11 protein-coding genes are annotated in these 18720 nt (G+C 40.8%); 7 read left to right on the plus strand and 4 right to left on the minus strand.

Annotated elements, in window-relative coordinates; all coding sequences use genetic code 11:
- Positions 1-51: 51 nt before the first annotated feature.
- Both bchM and FD723_RS00700 read right to left on the minus strand, forming a co-directional pair.
- On the minus strand, positions 52-738 hold the full coding sequence (gene bchM / locus FD723_RS00695; protein ID WP_179063639.1) for a magnesium protoporphyrin IX methyltransferase: 687 nt from the start codon (positions 736-738) through the stop codon (positions 52-54).
- A gap of 487 nt (positions 739-1225) precedes the next feature.
- Positions 1226-1546, minus strand: a complete 321-nt coding sequence (locus FD723_RS00700) for a multidrug efflux SMR transporter (RefSeq protein WP_179068974.1) — start codon at positions 1544-1546, stop codon at positions 1226-1228.
- 417 nt (positions 1547-1963) lie between these two features.
- Here FD723_RS00700 and eis point away from each other — a divergent pair, with 417 nt between their 5' ends.
- Complete coding sequence (gene eis / locus FD723_RS00705; protein WP_179063640.1) at positions 1964-3142, plus strand: enhanced intracellular survival protein Eis; 1179 nt, start codon at positions 1964-1966, stop codon at positions 3140-3142.
- Positions 3143-3547: 405 nt separating this feature from the next.
- Positions 3548-4870 carry a serine hydrolase gene (locus tag FD723_RS00710; protein ID WP_179063641.1) on the plus strand — a complete coding sequence of 441 codons (1323 nt, stop codon included), beginning with the start codon at positions 3548-3550 and terminating at the stop codon, positions 4868-4870.
- A gap of 682 nt (positions 4871-5552) precedes the next feature.
- On the opposite strand, the gene gatB is transcribed toward FD723_RS00710, so the two are convergent.
- A complete protein-coding gene (gatB, locus tag FD723_RS00715) occupies positions 5553-7028 on the minus strand; it encodes an Asp-tRNA(Asn)/Glu-tRNA(Gln) amidotransferase subunit GatB (RefSeq protein WP_179063642.1) in 1476 nt (491 codons plus the stop codon).
- Between the two features lie 201 nt (positions 7029-7229).
- Between gatB and FD723_RS00720 the strand changes: the two genes are divergently transcribed.
- Positions 7230-7742 (plus strand): DNA topology modulation protein, encoded by a 513-nt coding sequence (locus tag FD723_RS00720; protein ID WP_179063643.1) that lies wholly within the window; start codon positions 7230-7232, stop codon positions 7740-7742.
- A 476-nt stretch (positions 7743-8218) separates the two neighbouring features.
- Here the strand turns inward: FD723_RS00720 and purH are convergent, their stop codons facing one another.
- Positions 8219-9739 (minus strand): bifunctional phosphoribosylaminoimidazolecarboxamide formyltransferase/IMP cyclohydrolase, encoded by a 1521-nt coding sequence (gene purH, locus FD723_RS00725; protein ID WP_179063644.1) that lies wholly within the window; start codon positions 9737-9739, stop codon positions 8219-8221.
- Positions 9740-9967: 228 nt separating this feature from the next.
- Here purH and FD723_RS00730 point away from each other — a divergent pair, with 228 nt between their 5' ends.
- The 4 genes from FD723_RS00730 to FD723_RS00745 all read left to right on the plus strand — a co-directional run bounded on the left by FD723_RS00730 (position 9968) and on the right by FD723_RS00745 (position 18367).
- Complete coding sequence (locus tag FD723_RS00730; RefSeq protein ID WP_179063645.1) at positions 9968-10543, plus strand: Uma2 family endonuclease; 576 nt, start codon at positions 9968-9970, stop codon at positions 10541-10543.
- Between the two features lie 213 nt (positions 10544-10756).
- Positions 10757-13954, plus strand: coding sequence for a hypothetical protein (locus FD723_RS00735; RefSeq protein WP_179063646.1), 3198 nt, complete (start codon positions 10757-10759; stop codon positions 13952-13954).
- Positions 13954-17874 carry a helicase-related protein gene (locus FD723_RS00740; protein WP_179063647.1) on the plus strand — a complete coding sequence of 1307 codons (3921 nt, stop codon included), beginning with the start codon at positions 13954-13956 and terminating at the stop codon, positions 17872-17874. Before FD723_RS00735 ends, FD723_RS00740 begins: the two co-directional genes overlap by 1 nt.
- A gap of 115 nt (positions 17875-17989) precedes the next feature.
- Positions 17990-18367 carry a DUF1823 family protein gene (locus FD723_RS00745; protein ID WP_179063648.1) on the plus strand — a complete coding sequence of 126 codons (378 nt, stop codon included), beginning with the start codon at positions 17990-17992 and terminating at the stop codon, positions 18365-18367.
- Positions 18368-18720: the final 353 nt, after the last annotated feature.

An 18720-nucleotide genomic window follows, 5' to 3' on the forward strand; every position in this document is an offset into this window, starting at 1 on the left:
ATGCTTAAATCGCAGCTAAGATGTAGTATTTTTCTTGCTGCGATTTTAACCTTACTTGCGTGTAGCTTCCAGTAGGCGAGAAAAATAGAAGCGAGTCTTCGTCATCGCCTGTCGTTCCAAAGAAAAGCCATTAGTTTCCAAGATTCTTACCACATCAGCCTCACGGTGCAAATATGCACGAGTGGCTTTACTTGGCCCAGGAAAGAAACTGCCAATTTTCTTGAGTATACTCAGGGCGCAGGTCTTCGGCGCAAAACTGAGAATTATCCGCGACTGTGCCAAAGAACAGAGGTGAGATATCATCTCATCGGCTTTTTCTTGAGGGTAATGAATGAGAACATCTAGGCAAATAACAGTATGGTAGCTACCACTCAGCGATTCCAAATCCTGTACAGCAAAAGTTGGATTTTCATCATTTCCCAAGGTTTGCTTGGCTCTATCCCTACCTTCTTCCACCATTTTTTCAGAAATATCGCTGGCATAGACTTTAGCACCATCTACCGCCAGGGGAATGCTGAGACTACCGACACCACACCCAGCATCACAGATTGATAGCTCTGGTAAATTGTTATCAGCCTTCAGCCAACCGAGAACTGTATCCACGGTTTGCTGGTGTCCATTGCGGATGTCTAGTTGGACTTTGTTGACTTCGCCATCGCCGTAGATTCGCTTCCAACGGTCAAACCCTGTGGAATTGAAATACTCGCGAACAATCGTTTTGTCGTCGGCTGCGTTCATAAACTTTGATTTTTAGGGGTTCCCAATGCTTAAAATTATCATTGATAGGAACCCATAAGAGCGGTCTTCCAGATTTTTCTAGATGATAGTTTGCCGATAAGCAAGGATACTTACGTATATAGAGACATTAGAGTGCCGAATTCTTGGGTAAACTTACATCTTGCACTTATTTTCCATTGTCTTTTGTATGGCTGACCATTTCATTTTTACCATGATTCAAAACTTTTGTTTTTGCTTCTTTTAAGAACTTATCTCACTATTCTAAAAATCCTTACTTTTTTTCATAAAATATAGTTTGGTTTTTTGTGCCGACTTACTTATTCACTACAACAGCAACAAGCAGAATGATTAGTTTAAGTTTATTTACCTCGTTTTAGAGAACTCCAAGAAATAAATTATCCAATATTGTGTGTGGGGTGGGCATCTTGCCCGCCCAGTCCATCAGGCGGGCAAGATGACCACCCCACAAGAGTTAATTGGATATTTTTTATTGACTTGCATTTATGCCAATTACCCCTATGATTATTAAGGAAATCGACAAAAGTTTAATGAATGTGGCAGATTCACGAAACCAAATAATTCCAATAATAGCAATTAGAATAGTTCCCAATCCAGCCCAGACGGAATAAGCCACACTTACTTCAAGTCTCTTGAGAGCAAGGGTCAAAAAAGTAAAACAAAGTCCATAGCAGACAAATATTAATACTGAAGGAACTATTTTCGTAAATCCCTCCGATAACTTCATGCAGGTTGTGCCTGAAACCTCAAAGAGGATTGCAATGATGAGGTAAATCCAGCTGATGAACATATTTTTTGTAAGTGGTTTGTTAAGAGCAACTGACGGGCGATGCACCACACCCTATCAATGTAAAAAACAGTCTTGAAGCCACCCATTAACAAATATATTTAACTAAGTATAAGTCTTTCGACAGTTAAATACAAGCGCACAATAGTATATTTTAGCTTGATTTTGGGGCTTTGTGGCTATGAGATTGGTCAAACAATTTTGGATTTTAGATTTTAGATTGATCCCAGCAATCAAGTCAGAAGCTCATCAATTAATTGTTAGATTTTAGATTTATTCTGGTGTTAAATTGGAAGGCAACTCTTTAATTTTGAATCTTCAATTCCAAAATCCAAAATTTAAAATCTAAAATTCGGTAAAGCATTGAGGCAACGCCTGCTGTAGTATGATTGTGATTTTGTTCTACTAATGGTATGAGAGATGACGGCTCAATTTAAATACAGCACTCTTACCGATTCACAAGATATCCAGCACCTTGGGCATATCTTTGAGCAGTGTTTTATCAGCGCACTTGGAGGCGAGGAAGCTTATATCAATCTGATTGGCGTAGAAAATTTCCGTATTATTCGTGAGTCAGAGCAATTAATTGGTGGATTGGCAACTTTGGATATGGGCCAGTGGTGGGGTGGTTTGCGTGTACCAATGACAGGAATTGCAGTAGTGGGCATTGCTCCAGAGTATCGTGGTTCGGGAGCTGCGATCGCTCTTATGGAACAGACCCTCAAAGAACTTTATGCTAGAGGTATACCGCTCTCTGCTCTTTATCCAGCAGTTCAAGGCTTGTACCGAAAAGTTGGGTATGAACAGGGGGGTAGCTGGTGTAATTGGGAAGTTCCGACTAAAAGTATCCAATTGCGAGAGCAACCCCTACCTTTGCAACCAATATTTCCGCTCAATCATCAAGTCTTTCACGAACTATATCAGCAGCAGGCGAGACTAACGCATGGATATTTAGACCGACATCCAGCAATCTGGGAGCGCTTAATCCAGCCAGATGATAAAGAAACATTTTACGCATATTTCATCGGTACTAAAGAGAAACCCCAAGGATATATCCTCTTCAGTCAACATTCAACTGAAGATGGCACAATCCTGCGGATCAAGGATTGGGTAATTCTCACATTTGCCGCTGCACAATCATTCTGGTCTTTTCTTGCCAGTCATCGCTCCCAAATTGAGCAGGTGCGATGGAGGAGTTCTGTGAGCGATTCCTTAACATTGCTGCTACCAGAACAAACTGCCAAACTCAAACATACGATGCGTTGGCTGCTGCGGGTAGTAGATGTAGTCAAGGCATTGGAAATGCGTGGTTATCCATCGGGAATTCAAGCTGAATTGCACTTAGATATTCAAGATAATTTGCTAGATGCAAACAATGGTAAATTCATCCTTTCTGTTGCCAATGGACGAGGTGAAGTTACAAAAGGTGGAAAAGGTGAATTGCAGCTAGATATCAGAGAACTAGCACCACTCTATACAAGTTTGTTCACTCCCTACCATTTACAAATAGCCGGAAAACTGCATGGGACAGAAACAGCTATATCAGCAGCTACGCAAATATTTGCAGGTGCATCGCCTTGGGTGGCTGATTTCTTTTAACGTGAGTGTATAAAATATAAGGGACTTCCAAATAAAAAAACATCTAACTTTTCCTGTGGGTGGACATCTTGTCTGCCTTTATTTATGAGCAAGCGAGACCTCACCCCATAAAATTGGATAATTTCTTGATAATCCCTAAGTTGGAAACATAATTAATCTTTGGCTCGTCGTTCCGCTAGATTAACAATTTCTGTGGTTGTCAACTCACATCATCAATGAAACTGTGAGCGATTTACTTTGATAAGTAATGATGATTTGTTGTGCTGATCTAATCCTAAACATCATTTCAAAAAATAATTCAACAGCATTTCTGAATTTTTCTCCGGAATTCCAGTGCAATCCTCAGAAAACAATCTAAGGTAAAGTTGATTAGTTGCTACATCGTTGCACACCTACAATCACAACATGAAATCACATTTACTTGCGATCGGTTTAAGCAGTTTGCTTCTAGTTGCAGGACAAGCTAAAGCCTCACGATTACAGTCTTGGTACTTTGACTCTAAGCAAAACCAATTACACCTAACTACAACTTCTGGAATCCAACCAAAAGCTTTTTTATTAGATAATCCTAATCGATTAGTAATTGACTTACCTGGAACTAATTTTAATTCAGATAGTGTTAAAAAAGCTTTTGGTAATGCGATCAAAGAAATTAGGATTGGAAAACTAGACAGTCAAACAACTCGTTTTGTCATCCAATTTGCTCCAGGTTATCATCTTACTTCCCGTAATTTATCCATTAGAGGAGATTCTCGTTCCCATTGGATTGTAAAATTTAACTCATTTGACCGTCAAAGCAATAGCATTTCTGGGGAAAATAGAGAAGATATTGCCATCAATTCTACTGATGCTTCAACATTTGCAGGAGTTGTCAATCTTGGTCAAGAAATGCAAGGCATCAGTTCTCAAATTCGCGCATTGTTAGCAACCTATAAATCATTAAACCCTGGAATATTTTTCTTAGATTTAGATACAGGTAACTATATAGATATTAATGGCGAAAAAAGATTTTCTGCTGCCAGTACAATCAAATTTCCCTTGTTAGTGGCTCTTTTTCAAGAAATAGATGCTGGTAGAATTAAACTAACAGATAAATTAGTGATGCGGCGCGATTTAAGGGTGGGTGAATCTGGAATTATGCAATATAAACCCATAGGAACTAAATTTAGCGTCCTAGAAACTGCTACCTTAATGATGACAATCAGCGATAATACCGCCACAAATCTGGTTCTCGATCGCTTGGGTGGTGCAGCAAAAGTTAGTCAGCGTTTTCGCAGCTGGGGATTGCAAAATACAGCACTTCGGAATCTACTTCCAGACATCGCTGGCACAAATACAACGAGTTCCAAAGATTTGGTCAGGTTGGCGGCGTTAGTTTCTAACAATCGTTTACTATCCCCAAACAGCCGTAATCAAGTTTTAGGGATTATGCGCCGTGTCAAAACTAATAGTTTGCTACCGGCTGGTATTGGTAAAGGAGCTACCATTGCTCACAAAACTGGCACATTGAGATTTATCATCGGTGATGCAGGTATTATTGAAATGCCCAACGGGAAAAGCTATTTAGCAGGCATTTTGGTGCAAAGACCAAACTACGATCGCAAAGCTGGAGATTTTGTCCGTGAAGTTTCGAGAAGAGTCTACAATTACCTAAACCAAACCACAGTTAGCAATATAGAACCGAACTCTAGCGATGCCTCCGGCGGGCTACGCCTACGCACTCCTTAACCATAGACATCTCCAGAAATTAAAGATGCGTTTCCCAGAATCCTTGTAGAGACGTAGCACTGCTACGTCTCTACATTCTTTTTCGGAGATATCTAATGGGAAGCGGGGAGTTAATATTTCAAACAATCTCTCAATACTTGTCGCATTTTGGGGAAAAGGGGAAGAAAAAACCTTTAACCTTTTCCCAAAACCCAATTCCGAGTTAAAAATACAAAACCCCAGCAGTGTTGTACTCTCTCTCATCTATTTTATTGAGATTATTTCTAAAAATTTTCTGAATTATATCCATATCTAGCCCTGGCGAATAGAATTCGCGGCTATACAGACAAAACCCACCTCCGTGGGTTTCCAATTTCTTGAGTCCGCGCAGGCGGACTTGGTTTGTGTAGGCGCGATTTCTAATCGCCAGGTATATTTGCTGTATTAAATTCTATCCGTAAATACCACAAAAATAAAATAAAAAAGAGAGCTACTTAAGCAGCTCTCCAGATCATCAGGGTGCATCTACTTACCACAGCATATCATTTTAGGTATGAGGGTTGTCACCAGCTTTTATATGAAGACTTTGTGAAGTAAGACCGGGAAAATACTTAAATTGGAAATTGGGTATGGGGCATTGGGCATTGGTTATTCTCCCCTGCTCCCTGCCTGATGCCAACAATAATTATTTACGCCGAACTACTTAAGCATTCAGTTTTTTCTCGACCAATTCGTTAGTCAGCTTAGGATCGGCACGTTTGCCTGTCTTTTTCAGAACTTGTCCGACAAAGAAGCCTTTGAGGTTGGTGTTACCGTTGCGATACTTTTCTAATTCTTTGGGATTGGCGGCTATGACTTCATCAACAATAGGTTCCAGTACACTAGGATCGGTGATTAACTCTTGACCTGCAAAGGCTTTCTCAGGAGAAATACCACTCAGCAAATCTGGGAGCTTTTCTTTAGCTTGAGCATTGCTAATTTTGCCCGTTTCAATGCGAGTGATGATATCTGCTAAATTGGTGGGAGTCAGGGCGATTTCAGTAATACTGAGTTTTTGCTTATTGAGGTGGGCTGCGATATCTTGAGTAATCCAGTTAGCTGCGGCTTTGGCATTTGCTCCAGATGCGATCGCAGTTTCAAAATATTCGGCTATTGAACGATCTTCTGTCAACACTCGCGCATCGTAAGGGGAAAGCCCCAACTCACTTTCATAGTGATGGCGTTTTTGGGCTGGTAATTCTGGTAGTTCGCTACGCCATTGCTCTAATTGTGCATTTGACACCTCAATTGGAGCTAAATCTGGTTCGGGAAAGTAGCGATAATCGCTTGAACCTTCTTTCACCCGCATACTACTTGTGCGTTGAGCGCCTTCTTCCCAGAGACGAGTTTCTTGGATAATGCGATCGCCTGCTTCAATGGCGGCGATTTGGCGCTCAATTTCGTAGTCAATCGCCCGTTGGATGGCGCTGAAGGAGTTCATGTTTTTTATTTCTACCTTGGTGCCAAATTCCTTTCGTCCCACTGGACGCACGGAAATGTTGACATCGCAACGCAGAGATCCCTCCTGCATATTCCCGTCACTCACACCGAGATACCGGACAATCCGGCGTAATTCTTCGGCATATTCAGCAGCTTCTAGTCCAGAACGCAAATCGGGTTCCGAGACAATTTCTACTAAGGGGATACCTGCGCGATTGTAGTCTACCAAAGAATAGGAAGAACCAGAAAGGCGATCGCTACCGGCGTGTACCAATTTTCCCGCATCTTCTTCCATGTGCAGACGCGTAATACCAATGCGTTTGCGAATCGGATTCCCCTCAGCATCTACCAACTCAATTTCTAACCAACCATGTTCTGCGATCGGTAGATCGTATTGAGAAATTTGGTAATTTTTCGGTAAATCTGGATAAAAATACTGTTTGCGGTCAAATTTACTATATTTAGCGATTTGACAATTTAGTGCCAAACCAGCCTTGACAGCGTATTCTAATACTTTCTCATTGAGTACAGGTAAGACCCCAGGTAAACCCATACAAATCGGGTCAATGTTAGTATTGGGTTCAGCACCGAATGCCGTAGAGCTATTAGAGAAAATCTTGGTGTTGGTACTCAGTTGACAATGGGTTTCTAAACCAATAATCGCTTCATACTCTGTTTTTACAGTGGTAGCAGTCGTCATAATATCAATAATTTGGGCATAATCCTTGTAGTGGTACTATTGTAGCGGCGTATTGAGTTGCGCTGAAGACGGTTATTTGGGTGAGCAATGCTTACCAAGCCCCGTTGGGGCGGGTGTAGGGGTGTAGGGTGTAGGGGAAAAAGACGCAACGCCTACACCCCTAATGAGCGTGTTGAGCTTGAAAAAAAGGTGCGAACCTAAGTGAAAAAAATCTTGATTATTGGTTCTGGGGGTGCTGGTAAATCTACCCTAGCCCGCGTACTGGGAAGCATTTTAGGTTTAGAAGTGATTCACTTGGATGCTTGGTACTGGAATCCTGGTTGGGTTGAGACTCCAAAAACTGAATGGCAAAGTATAATCCAAGACCTAACCCTACGAGAATCTTGGATTATGGATGGTAACTATGGCGGTACTCTCGACCTTCGTTTGTCGGTTGCAGATACGGTAATTTTTTTGGATTTTCCCCGGATTTTATGTTTGTCGCGAGTGATTAAACGCCGCTTCATGTATGCAGGACAATCTAGACCTGATATGGCATCAGATTGCCCTGAAAGATTGAATTGGGAATTTCTCAAATATATCTGGTCATACCCAATTATTCGTCGTCCTGGAATTCTAGAAAAACTTAGTCAGCCAAGACCAAACCAGCAAGTTATTATTCTCCGCAAACCAACAGAAGTCAGAGAGTTTTTACAAAAGATTTCCCAATATTAACTCTAGCTCTCGCCTAGCATCCCTACGACTAAAACAATAGACATCTCCAGAAATTAAAGATGCCTTACCCAGAACTATTGTAGAGACGTAGTAGTGCTACGTCTCTACATTTTTTTTTCGGAGATGTCTAATACTCTTGGGTTAGGGATAATGGTATGCAAATTAAAAAATGCCTGGGAGTGTTGCCGTGTTTCCACCCCAGGCATTTTTTATTCTTAACTTGCTCCTCACACACAAATACACATTATCACTACTTCTATCAAATGGCAAGTATATTGAGTGACATTTTAAAATCCCACAAGAAATCCAATTTTTGACAAATTAAAAAGCGCTTGGGAGTGTTGCCGTGTTTCCACCCCAAACGCTTTTTATTTTTAACTTGCTCCTCACACACGACTTTAATATATCACCGCTTCTATCAAAGGGCAAGTAAATTATGTGACACTTTTAAAACTGCACACCTTACAGCCAATAACTTAGTGTAAAAAGTGACGTACACCAGTTAAGACCATTAGCAAACCCAGTTCGTTAGCAGCTTTGATTGAATCCTTATCGCGCAAACTTCCCCCTGGCTGGACAATGGCTGTAATTCCTGCGGAGGCGGCTGTTTTGACTGAATCATCAAAGGGGAAGAATCCATCGCTGGCGAGAGTTGCACCTTTGGCTTTTTCTTGGGCTTGTTCTAGAGCTATTTTAACTGAGCCAACACGGTTCATTTGACCAGCACCTACTCCTAGTGTAGTGCGATCGCTGGTCACAACAATGGCATTAGATTTAACGTGTTTGCAAACCTTCCAAGCAAACAGCAATTCGGCTAATTCGTCGGGTGTGGGTTGACGTTCGGTGACAACTTGCCATTGACTGATATCAGCAATGATGTCATCGGTAGCTTGGACAAGGAAACCACCTGCGATCGCTTTCACAGTATCTTTAGGACCACTGCTCAAATCAGCTAGAGTCAAGACCCGCACGTTAGATTTCTTGGCCAGGATTTCTTGAGCTTCCGCATCACAACTTGGTGCAACCACACATTCTAAAAATGTTTTGGTTAACTCGCTAGCTGTAGCCGCATCAATCGGACGGTTGAGTGCGACAATTCCACCAAAGGCAGAAGTAGAATCAGCATTGAAAGCTTTTTGGTAAGCTTCAGAAATACTGCTTCCCAGCGCCGTACCACAGGGATTTGTATGTTTAATAATCGTTGCGGCTGGAGTATCAGTGAATTCAGCAATAATTCGGCGTGCGGCTTCTAAATCAACTAAATTATTGTAACTAAGTTCTTTACCTTGCAGTTTGGTCGCGGCTGTCCATCCCGTTGGGGTAGTACCAGTTTGATACCAGGTGGCCGGTTGATGGGGATTCTCGCCGTAACGCAGAGATTGCAATTGTGTGCCGCTAAGGGTGTACTGCTGTGCTTCTGCGAGATAAGATGCGATCGCTTGGTCGTAGCTAGCAGTGTGCGAAAATCCTTTTAAAGCGGCCTTTTGCCGAAACTCTAGGGATGCTACGCCGTTATTTTGCCGCAATTCCTCCAAATACTCGTCATATTGTGCTGGGTCGCATAATACAGCAAGATGAGCGAAGTTTTTCGATGATGCCCGCAGCATAGCCGGGCCACCAATATCAATTTGTTCAACAGCCTCTAATAATGTTACCCCTGGTTTAGCGATCGTTTCCTCAAAAGGATAAAGATTCACCACCACTAAATCAATCGGGCGAATTTGGTTATTTTCTAAATCTGTAATATCTTGGGGAACATCTCGCCGCGCCAAAATTCCGCCGTGAATTCGGGGATGTAGCGTTTTGACTCGACCACCTAAAATTTCTGGTGAACCTGTGTAATCTGCAACCTTAGTGACAGGGAGTCCCGCATCTTTGAGTGCTTGGGCTGTTCCCCCACTGCTGATTAAATCAAAGTCAAATTCTTCAACCAAGCTACGGGCTAGGTCAATTATACCAGTTTTGTTAGATACACTCAGCAGGGCTAGACGCGCCATTGATCAATTCCTTAAAAGTAGGCTGGAAGCGAAGGATCTCAAGTTTTGCATAAGCCTTGCTTCACTTCAAGACCATGAGGAATAATATTGACTCCTGTAATTTATATGGTTACATTCCTCAGAGTCAGTATTGTCGAAAATGCTGGAAATAAGAACTAAGTAAGCTTAGTCTCTAATATTGGCGATCGCCTAAACTAAAAGTAAGCATCTTTTACCCACATAACATCTATGGTTCAGTCTTCTAATCAACGCCTAACCCTAGAAGAATTTCTCGCACTTCCCGAAGGAGATATTACATACGAGTTTGTTAACGGTGAAGCTGTACCCAAGTATAAAGATAATCAAATGTCACCAAAATTTTTTCATAGCTCGACTACTGGTGCTTTATTTATACTATTGTCTGCATGGGCACAAGCAAAGGGTCGAGTTGTGATTGAATGGGCAATTAAACTAACACGAAATCAACAAGATTGGATGCCTGTAGCCGATCTGACCTATATTTCTTATAACCGTCTTCCTGCTGATTGGCTATTAGATGAAGCTTGTCCTGTTGCACCTGAATTAGTCATCGAAATCATTTCACCCGGTCAAACTTTTGGTGAAATTGCCGAAAAAGCGACTGATTATCTAAATGCTGGTGTTTCTCGTGTTTGGGTGGTTGATACAAAAGCTAGAACTGTAACTGTATTTGCGCCATCTTCTTTGCCGATTACTTATCGATCTCATCAAATAATTACTGATGATTTGCTACTAGAATTGGAAATTACCCCTCACACAATTTTTCAACGCGCTGGATTACCCTAATTGATTAATTTTCTTATTCAAAAAAATACATAAACATAGAACTGAATTGCTTGTGTAATAGTTCTTAAAAAAAATATAATAAACGTAAAATAAAAATATATTGACAGATTATACACATTTAAGATATATAAAAATATAGAATCCATTTGCTGAGACTGTAAAGTTCAGGCAGATGAAGCAGTCGTAAGACTGAAAATTACAAAGGAACTAATTATGCCTTCACAAGGTACTGGCGCTAACGTTGACCCGCGATCGCTTAAGCCTTCTATTGACCTCGCTACAGTCATAGAATTGCTTGCTGAAGCTATTTTTCCTAGCAGTAATCAGGCAAATACTAATCAGCTAAACCCTAGAGGGATGCAGCTGTTTGAATTTGATGAAAAGCAAAATAAACGCCTGAGAATAAGTACTTCAGCCGTTATGTATCGGCTATTTGCACAACCTAAATTTAAAGAAGCTTTGAAACCTGCTCCTGGTGGTGGGTTTATTCAAAACTTATCCATGCCAGCATACGGTAATAGGTCGCGCGTTGGTGGCTGTTTGAGTGATGGCAATGCAACAAAATTACCGAGTGCGATAGACAGATTAATGGCTGCTATTGACCAAGCGCTGAATACTGCTGTGCCTTCCGAGAGCTTATTATCGACACTGCTGTTAGATGAAGCTGAACAGCAACTCAAACATCTTGCTAAAAAAGCAGGTACGTCTTTCCAGAATATACCCAATACTGCCAACCTCGTACATCTAGCATTTCAAGCTGGAGATACTAAAGATAACAAGTCTGTGGCGACGGTTATTTGTGCGCGCGAACGAGTTGAAAATACTGATTATTTTGAGCAAATGTGCAGTGCTGCCGCAGAATATTTAGAAAACGAACTTGACAACGATGAAGATGATGTTAATTCATCGATCGCAACTTTGAAAGAAGAAAAAAATCGATATGATAGCCAAATCCAGCGTTTTTTAAATTTTATAGACGACGAAGCATTGTCACGCGTCCGATTGACAATTAGCTTTCGGATTATGGAAGCGATCGCAGAAAATGCCCGTTCAAGTAACGACCCAGATTACCAACTTTTAGTAGAGTATGTCAATCGAATACTCACTCTAGTTGAATCTGCTAAAGAAGAAGGCTATACGGTTGATTTAACGGCTCATTTCGGTAGTGCAGCTGAGTTCGACTTGGCAGATGAACTTAGCAAAGCGACCTTTTATTATTGTCTAGCTGTTTGGCCTGAGTGGAAAACTCAAATTTTCGAGCAAAAGACTAAAAATCAAGTAGAGCGTGAAGTAAGTTATCGTTTTCGAGTCAATGGGCAAAATCCAGAATTAGGCAAACCTGCTTTTGAAGTACGACTCGATCAAATTAGAGAATATTTACTCAGTAATGATGAATCTTCCTTACAAAAACCTTGGGAAATTTGTCGTCGTTTAGCTCAACTGATCTTTTTGGCAGTCGTTGTTCCCAAAAAGGACGAGGAACCGCTAACTAAAGAATCACTAACAGATATGGTGAATCAACTCCTAGCAAATTTTAAATCGCAGGGTACAGAAGCTATTCGCCAGACTTTAGAAGAATTACAGGAAAGTTCCGAGTCAATGAAGTCAATTGCCAAGGCTCTGATGAAAGTACTACGCGACAGGAGCCAAAGAGTCATATCTCAAGTTCAGGATCGCTCCTCACAACAATTCATCTGTGTAAAAAGCAGCATCATTAATTGGGATCGCCTAGAAGGGGCAACATTGGGTGTGAGAAAGTTGCTTGTAGAGGCACAAGAAAATTCCAGCGAAAAGGTTGAATGGTTCAAACATATTGAAATTTGTGAGCAACCAGCAACATCAGGACTTCTATTTTCGGTTAAGGTTACTGCCGAGCTTTCGGAGTATGACTTAAAAACTAAAGATACAATTAGTCAATTACGGGCAAAGCGTTTATTACCGCAGAAACTACTCCAAGTTTGTTGGGTTCCTCGTTCTTGGCAGAGGGGAGAAGATCGTCAATGGACTTATGAGCTATCTACAAATGCTTCTCAATTTGCTGGGTGGGCATTATCAGCCGCAATTATCGTAGAATACGATGTTGAAACTGTGAAGCGGCGAGCAAATACAAGAGAATCTGAGGAAAAGAAGCAGTATCATGCAGCCGCAGTTACCGCTTTTGCTGTGCTAGTTTACTGTTGTTTGTGGCGGATTATTACACGATTGCAAAAACGTGGACAGAAGGAAAAATCGGTTGACTTTACAACCTTAATGCTGCGACTGCAAGAAACAGGAAAACAATTAGATGAAGAAGATAAAGACAAGAATGGCGATGCTTACGTTTACGCAGCCGCCCAAACTTTGGAAGCCATACTAGGTGAAAATACCCCGATCCGAATGCAGGGACTTATTCTAGATAATCTGGTGAAAAAATCCAAAAAAGACCAAGATTTTATTAAATCTGGTACTTTTAAGGCGTTTTTAAGTGCGTTTCCACTTTGCATTAGTAGCCCAGATTCTTATTCAGCCCCTAAAATTGGCTTAATTTCATACGCCAGTCGTCCCTGTAATGAGGGAAATTTTCCCAATGATAGTGAAAAGGCTTATCTTTTTCTGACTCAAAGTTATATTGCTACAGCCGTTAATGAACCGTTTATCGGTTATGAACTGAAAAGAGAACGGATGCAGTCTGATGTGCTTGATTCTCTAGAACAGCTGAAAACGCAATGCCTAGTTCAAGAAGAAATTCGTCACCTGAAAGCCCAAGGATGTCAGCACATTATTTTATTAGCTCATGCCTATGGCGATCGCCGCATTAATCGAGCCGCAAATTACAATTCTTCTTTAAGAGATACAGAATTTTTAGAAGAAGTCTCTCAAACGTTTCCTGATATCAACATTTACCCAATGGTAAGGGATGTATTTCCGGCTACACGCTTGCGCGAACGAGGTTACAGTGAAGCGGCATTTGAAATTTTGCAAGCAGGAGACCATTCAGGTTTTCCGCGATCTGTTAAGGCAGACTACTTTCGTGATTTAATTCCGGTTTATACTTTTGCCACACTTCATGCTATTCAAGCAGAAGAGCGCTTACAATCTGGTTTCTGCATTTATTTTTTAGTATCGGATAGAAAAGTTAGCAATATTAACTGGACTGAACGCGCTCGTCAGCATTTAATTAATCCTGATTCAGACTCTCGCATTCATCCTTGCTTACTAGCTGTACTACGGGGCTTACATTTTATTGAAGCTGAACGAGGTGTGTACAGAAGTCAACTTAGCCCAGTACTAGATCCATTTAGTTGGATATCGCCTAATACAGTTGAAGAAGCTGGCGAAGTCAAAATTCTTCATACCCGTCGCAAAGGACAGGTATTACTTAATTATCGCGCTGTACTTACCCACGTTTCTCAAGTTCTACATAGGAAGTAATGGAATCATCCTTTCTACAACAAGCCTCTATTTGGGGGCAGGTATTTGAAATTGCTGTTAAACGGGGTGTTTTACAACAGTTGATTCACAGAAACTTACTGTTGAACGATCATCCTGTTCTCCAGCCTTGGCAATCTCACAAAAATGCAGATGTCTCCCACCAATTGGTGAAAGTATTCAAAATAACAGATCCCAATAACAAAGAATGGGTGGAAACAATGCTGCGTCATCTGCTGGTACTCGGCTATGGTTTAGGTTGGACAGCAATGCGTGAGTGTCTCAACCACAGTCAAATTAGACAACCTAAACTAGAAGCAATTTGGTGTCCATTGACATTGCCAGGACAGCAAATGCAACGGGATGAAGAAAAAGAAGAGACAGCAAAAGCATTTCAAGAAGCTTTCAAACTACCAAAACCAGACGAGAACTTAGTCAAGCGTGGACAACCAGCCAGAGCCGATTTTATTTTATGGCTGTCCAACGAATCTAGTCCACCCAAAGATGGCAAAACTGACCTCTTCCAATCAAAAGATCCAAAACACAAAAAAATTGAAAACTTAATTATCTGCCTGGAATTTTCGTATAACGCACCCCTCAAATTTGCAGATTTTCAAAAAGAAGCTCCTCATAGAGAAGAAATTAGTCGCTATGCCCGTTACATTGAATCACGGGGGGTCTTCTCTAGAGTTTGTGCAGAGGTTGAAGGTGAAGAATTTTCACTCTCTAAAAGGCTAGAAAATTTTCTTTCAGCATTTAGCGGTCAAGATAAACCATTATTTAAGCTCTGTCAGGCATCATCATATACCGATCGCCTGATTCATCTGTTGCGCGTGCATAAGCGATTAGAAGGAAGTTGTAATGCTAGAGCGATCGCTGTCACATCCAATGGTATTGAAAGTCTTGCTGCTCAATTCTTTGGTGTGGAACTAGAACCAGATACTAGAGCCAAGTTAATGAAATCATTAGGAAAAGCATATTGCCAGGCTAAACATTCAAAGGATGATGAGCCACTTGATCTAGATGCGGAAATCCAATTGGTGTTCACAAAGCTAGTGCGATCGCTACCCTCTGCTTTTAAAGAACAAGCACAACATCTAGCTGAAAAACCAACTCTAGGTCAATACTCTCACTTTCTTTTTCATGAGAATGTGACGGACTTCTACAACCCAATGGGTGAAATTAGCAAGGCTGAAGCGATCGCATCTATTGAAGACAACGACGCATTACTTGAGTTTTTTGGAGGCAACCCTGTTACACGAATTGCCGATTGTATCAATGAAATTAATCCCGATAAGGCAACAATTCCTCTGCGACAAGTACACGAGGCAGCAGTATTTGCTGGTATAACTGCTGCTCAAGTCGGTAAAATTAACGTCCTAGCTTTGGAAGGGAATCCGGGTATTGGTAAAACCACTGCTGTGATGAAATTTCTCAAGCAGCAGACTCAAGGTTTCTTATTTTTGTATCTCAGTCCGCGAGTTGTAATTAATCGAGATGTTACCGACAAACTTGCTAGAGACAACAATCGTCCCAGTGGGATATTAACCATCACCAGCAATAAAAATTTGATTGTTGCAGCACCCGAATGGTATAAGAAACAGGTTCAGGAAAACAATTTTCTACCTCACAGTATCGATAGCGCTGTTGTTGTTGATGGTATGGAAAACCTCACACGTCCTGATGGCAGTATCTTCTTCCTAACCCCAGAACAAGAACATGACATTGATTGCAATATAGTCGGCTCGACTCGATTTAAACGCCGTCTTAACGAAAGGGATTACAGCGTAGAATCGCTTTACAGCCCTGGTGTATTGGGTACCATAGCAAAGTCAGCCCGAAAATTGCTCGAAGCAAATCCCAAGTTTAATCAACTGGTGATGACTGCTGCGATCCAAGGTTATCGGACGCTCAACGATCAATCAACCACGGTTAATGCCTTCAACAATTTGTTTGCAAAAAAAGCTGATACTAAGCCTGGAAAAAAGGAACGTTCAGAATTTGCAGCGCGGATTCCCACTATAGTTGTGATGGTAGATGAACTTACTGGTGATGGTGCAGGTGCGCCCTTTGTCCGTAAGTTAGCAGAATGGTTGGAACAGCAGTTTATTAAACCATTTGAGACAACTCCATCTCCGTTTAAAATTGTGCTGATTCTTGCTGATGCCTCACTCAGCAATGAAGTTGTGTTGGATAGCTTTTTGAACTCAGGCGATCGCGCTCCTGATAAAGTACTAATTAGTCAAAGTCGAGGTGAAGCGCCGTTTCGGGTGACAGGCACTCATACAAAAATTGGCCTCAGAAAACACCCAACGCTACACGTCATGACAAATAGCTATCCCGCCAGTAAACTCAGTATTGACTACAGTATTAGGCTCTCACCCATTAAACCAGGTCAAAATAGTGACGGCACAGAGCAGACAATTAGACAAGCAATTCGAGAAAAATCAGAAGAGGAATCGCTAACAAATGCCTACTTAGAAATTAAGAATGGGTTACAACAGGGAGCAGAGCAGTTAATTTTCTTTGCTCAGGATAAAGCTTTTCTACGTCAGTTGCAGGAAAAATTGACCACTGGTAAAGAAGCTCTGGTAAACAGAGAACAGGTGGAGGTTTTGGATCAAAGTGTATCACCCGATCGGCGATTGAAATTAGTCAAGCCGCCACGACGGGATGAAGTTCGAGTTTTTCTCATGACTTCTTCAGGTGCAAGAGGTGTTTCTTTCCCGAAAACAGATTGGATTATAGCTGCAATTCCCCGATTTAATATTGAAGCCGCTTTAATGGAAGTCGCGCAATTAATTTACCGTGGTCGAGGAATGTCTACAGATCCAGAAACCGGAATGGAAGTTTCTGGAGATAACAAAGCAAGACGGTTAGTTATGCTAATCAATGATTTCATTATTGAAAGAGAAGATATTGACCCTAAAAGACTATGGTTGCGTCAGTCCAGCGATTTATTAACCTTGTTGGTAATGTTGCGCTCTACAATTCATACTCGTATTAAAGGTGATGCAGGACTTAATAAAAACCGAATTGCATTTGTCCCCGTTGGCTCTGTTGGGGATGAGGAATTGCTGCGTTTAATGTCTGATGATGTCTTAGATTTCTTGCGTGAAGCCAAAATTTTTATCAGCGATAGTCATCCTCAAGAAGCAAAAGCAATTGTGAAAAGGGCAGAGCAGTTAACTGCAAACATCTTTAAACATTTTGACTTGAGAGGTCAATCATTAGAGAGAAATGCCAAGTCGTATGCAAATTATCAAACCTTACAAGCTTTGGTCAAAACTGTTTCTAGGATTTCGAGCCGATTATTACCATCTTTAGATAATGACGAGCTAAAGATACCGGATAATCTAACTTGTATAGGCCCTTTCTGGATAGAAGATTGGAGCGATCGCCAAACTGAAGAAATATTTAGCTTTGAAGCATGGAAAGCTGATGTTAAACAAAATAGCAGTCGTCTTTTAGGATCGTTAAAAGAAATTGCCGAAAGCAAGAAGTTCAAATTTCCCTCAAAACTCAAACGTCCTGCCAACGAACTGTATAAGTTATTGAGTCGAGAACAAGAGGGATTTGTTATTGAATCTTCCACACGTCAAGCATTAAAAACTAAAAACATAGTTATTGGCTTACCTCTAGATTATCCCCATTTCTGGAATGAACAATTAGAAGATGACATCCGCCAACAGGTATTACAAGATCCGCAAGCTTGGAGAAGTGCGCTAGGACGCTCTCTAACTCCTCAAGGGTTAATCATACCCGTAGTACCTCATTATCGCGCATTTCCTTGGGTAGCTGTGGCAGGTAGACGGATTTTTACACAATTAGAAACAGTTTTTAGCGATCGCTACTTTATGGCATCCAGTGAATTAAATCTTCTCAATATGATCTTGCTTGAAGATGAAGCAGAGAAGGAATAGTTAAAAACCCTAGAAAATCAGTCAGGTGATTACGACAAGATTACTAACAGTTGTCCACAAAACTGCTGTATTCTAATCAATAATCAGTTTTTTAACTTGTAATTTTGAATTACTTATGTCTAACCTACCACCACTTAATACAGAAACAATTTGGTCAATTATTGACGAAAAACTTGATGATGCCACAGTTAATCAGTTGCTATGGCATTATTTAGGCTATCGCTATGACTCCTCAACTGCACAATGGGATACTAGCCAAGTTGCACCCGAATGGCAAAATGAGTACCCAGAACCACCAAATTTCATTGAATCTCGTCCTGCAACAGTCAAGTTAACTCGTTCCATTCCTACTGAAAACAAACAAATGCTCAAACAAAATTTGGGTTTCAAAGGTTACAAAGTTGGTGAATTTGGGCCTCGGCAAACTCGCAGAGCCACAGCAGCAAATTGGTTATTAAGTTATCTCCAACAAACTAACGGCAAAATTGCGTAGGGAGGGAACAGGGAAGAAGAGAATATATACTCAATACGGTTTGGTTAAGGTTTTTTGTTGAAAATTATGGATTGTAAAGACTCGATAAATCGCCGTCAATACGAAAGACTGATTATTGTAGAGATGGCGATTCATCGCGTCTCTTTCCTTAACAGAATAGTATTAGATATGTACTGAGTTTTGTCAAAAATCAAATATGAGTCCTATTATATATATACTTTTAAAAGATTAGTTTTATAAGCAAAGTTTGCAATATAATAAATCTATATATTTAGTCAATTAATAAGTTTTATAACCAGCCAAGATTCAAAAAAAATACAGTTATAAATTATTCCTGAAGATAGAAGCGCTCG

Origin of the sequence: Nostoc sp. C052, from assembly GCF_013393905.1 — a bacterium.
In the GTDB taxonomy this organism is placed as follows: domain Bacteria; phylum Cyanobacteriota; class Cyanobacteriia; order Cyanobacteriales; family Nostocaceae; genus Nostoc.

Bases quoted from the DNA above. Each gene is read 5' to 3' on its own strand.
- FD723_RS00700 (WP_179068974.1), bottom strand. From the start codon at position 1,546: ATGTTCATCAGCTGGATTTACCTCATCATTGCAATCCTCTTTGAGGTT.
- bchM (WP_179063639.1), bottom strand. From the start codon at position 738: ATGAACGCAGCCGACGACAAAACGATTGTTCGCGAGTATTTCAATTCC.
- FD723_RS00730 (WP_179063645.1), top strand. From the start codon at position 9,968: ATGGTTCAGTCTTCTAATCAACGCCTAACCCTAGAAGAATTTCTCGCA.
- FD723_RS00740 (WP_179063647.1), top strand. From the start codon at position 13,954: ATGGAATCATCCTTTCTACAACAAGCCTCTATTTGGGGGCAGGTATTT.
- FD723_RS00735 (WP_179063646.1), top strand. From the start codon at position 10,757: ATGCCTTCACAAGGTACTGGCGCTAACGTTGACCCGCGATCGCTTAAG.
- purH (WP_179063644.1), bottom strand. From the start codon at position 9,739: ATGGCGCGTCTAGCCCTGCTGAGTGTATCTAACAAAACTGGTATAATT.
- eis (WP_179063640.1), top strand. From the start codon at position 1,964: ATGACGGCTCAATTTAAATACAGCACTCTTACCGATTCACAAGATATC.
- FD723_RS00710 (WP_179063641.1), top strand. From the start codon at position 3,548: ATGAAATCACATTTACTTGCGATCGGTTTAAGCAGTTTGCTTCTAGTT.
- gatB (WP_179063642.1), bottom strand. From the start codon at position 7,028: ATGACGACTGCTACCACTGTAAAAACAGAGTATGAAGCGATTATTGGT.
- FD723_RS00745 (WP_179063648.1), top strand. From the start codon at position 17,990: ATGTCTAACCTACCACCACTTAATACAGAAACAATTTGGTCAATTATT.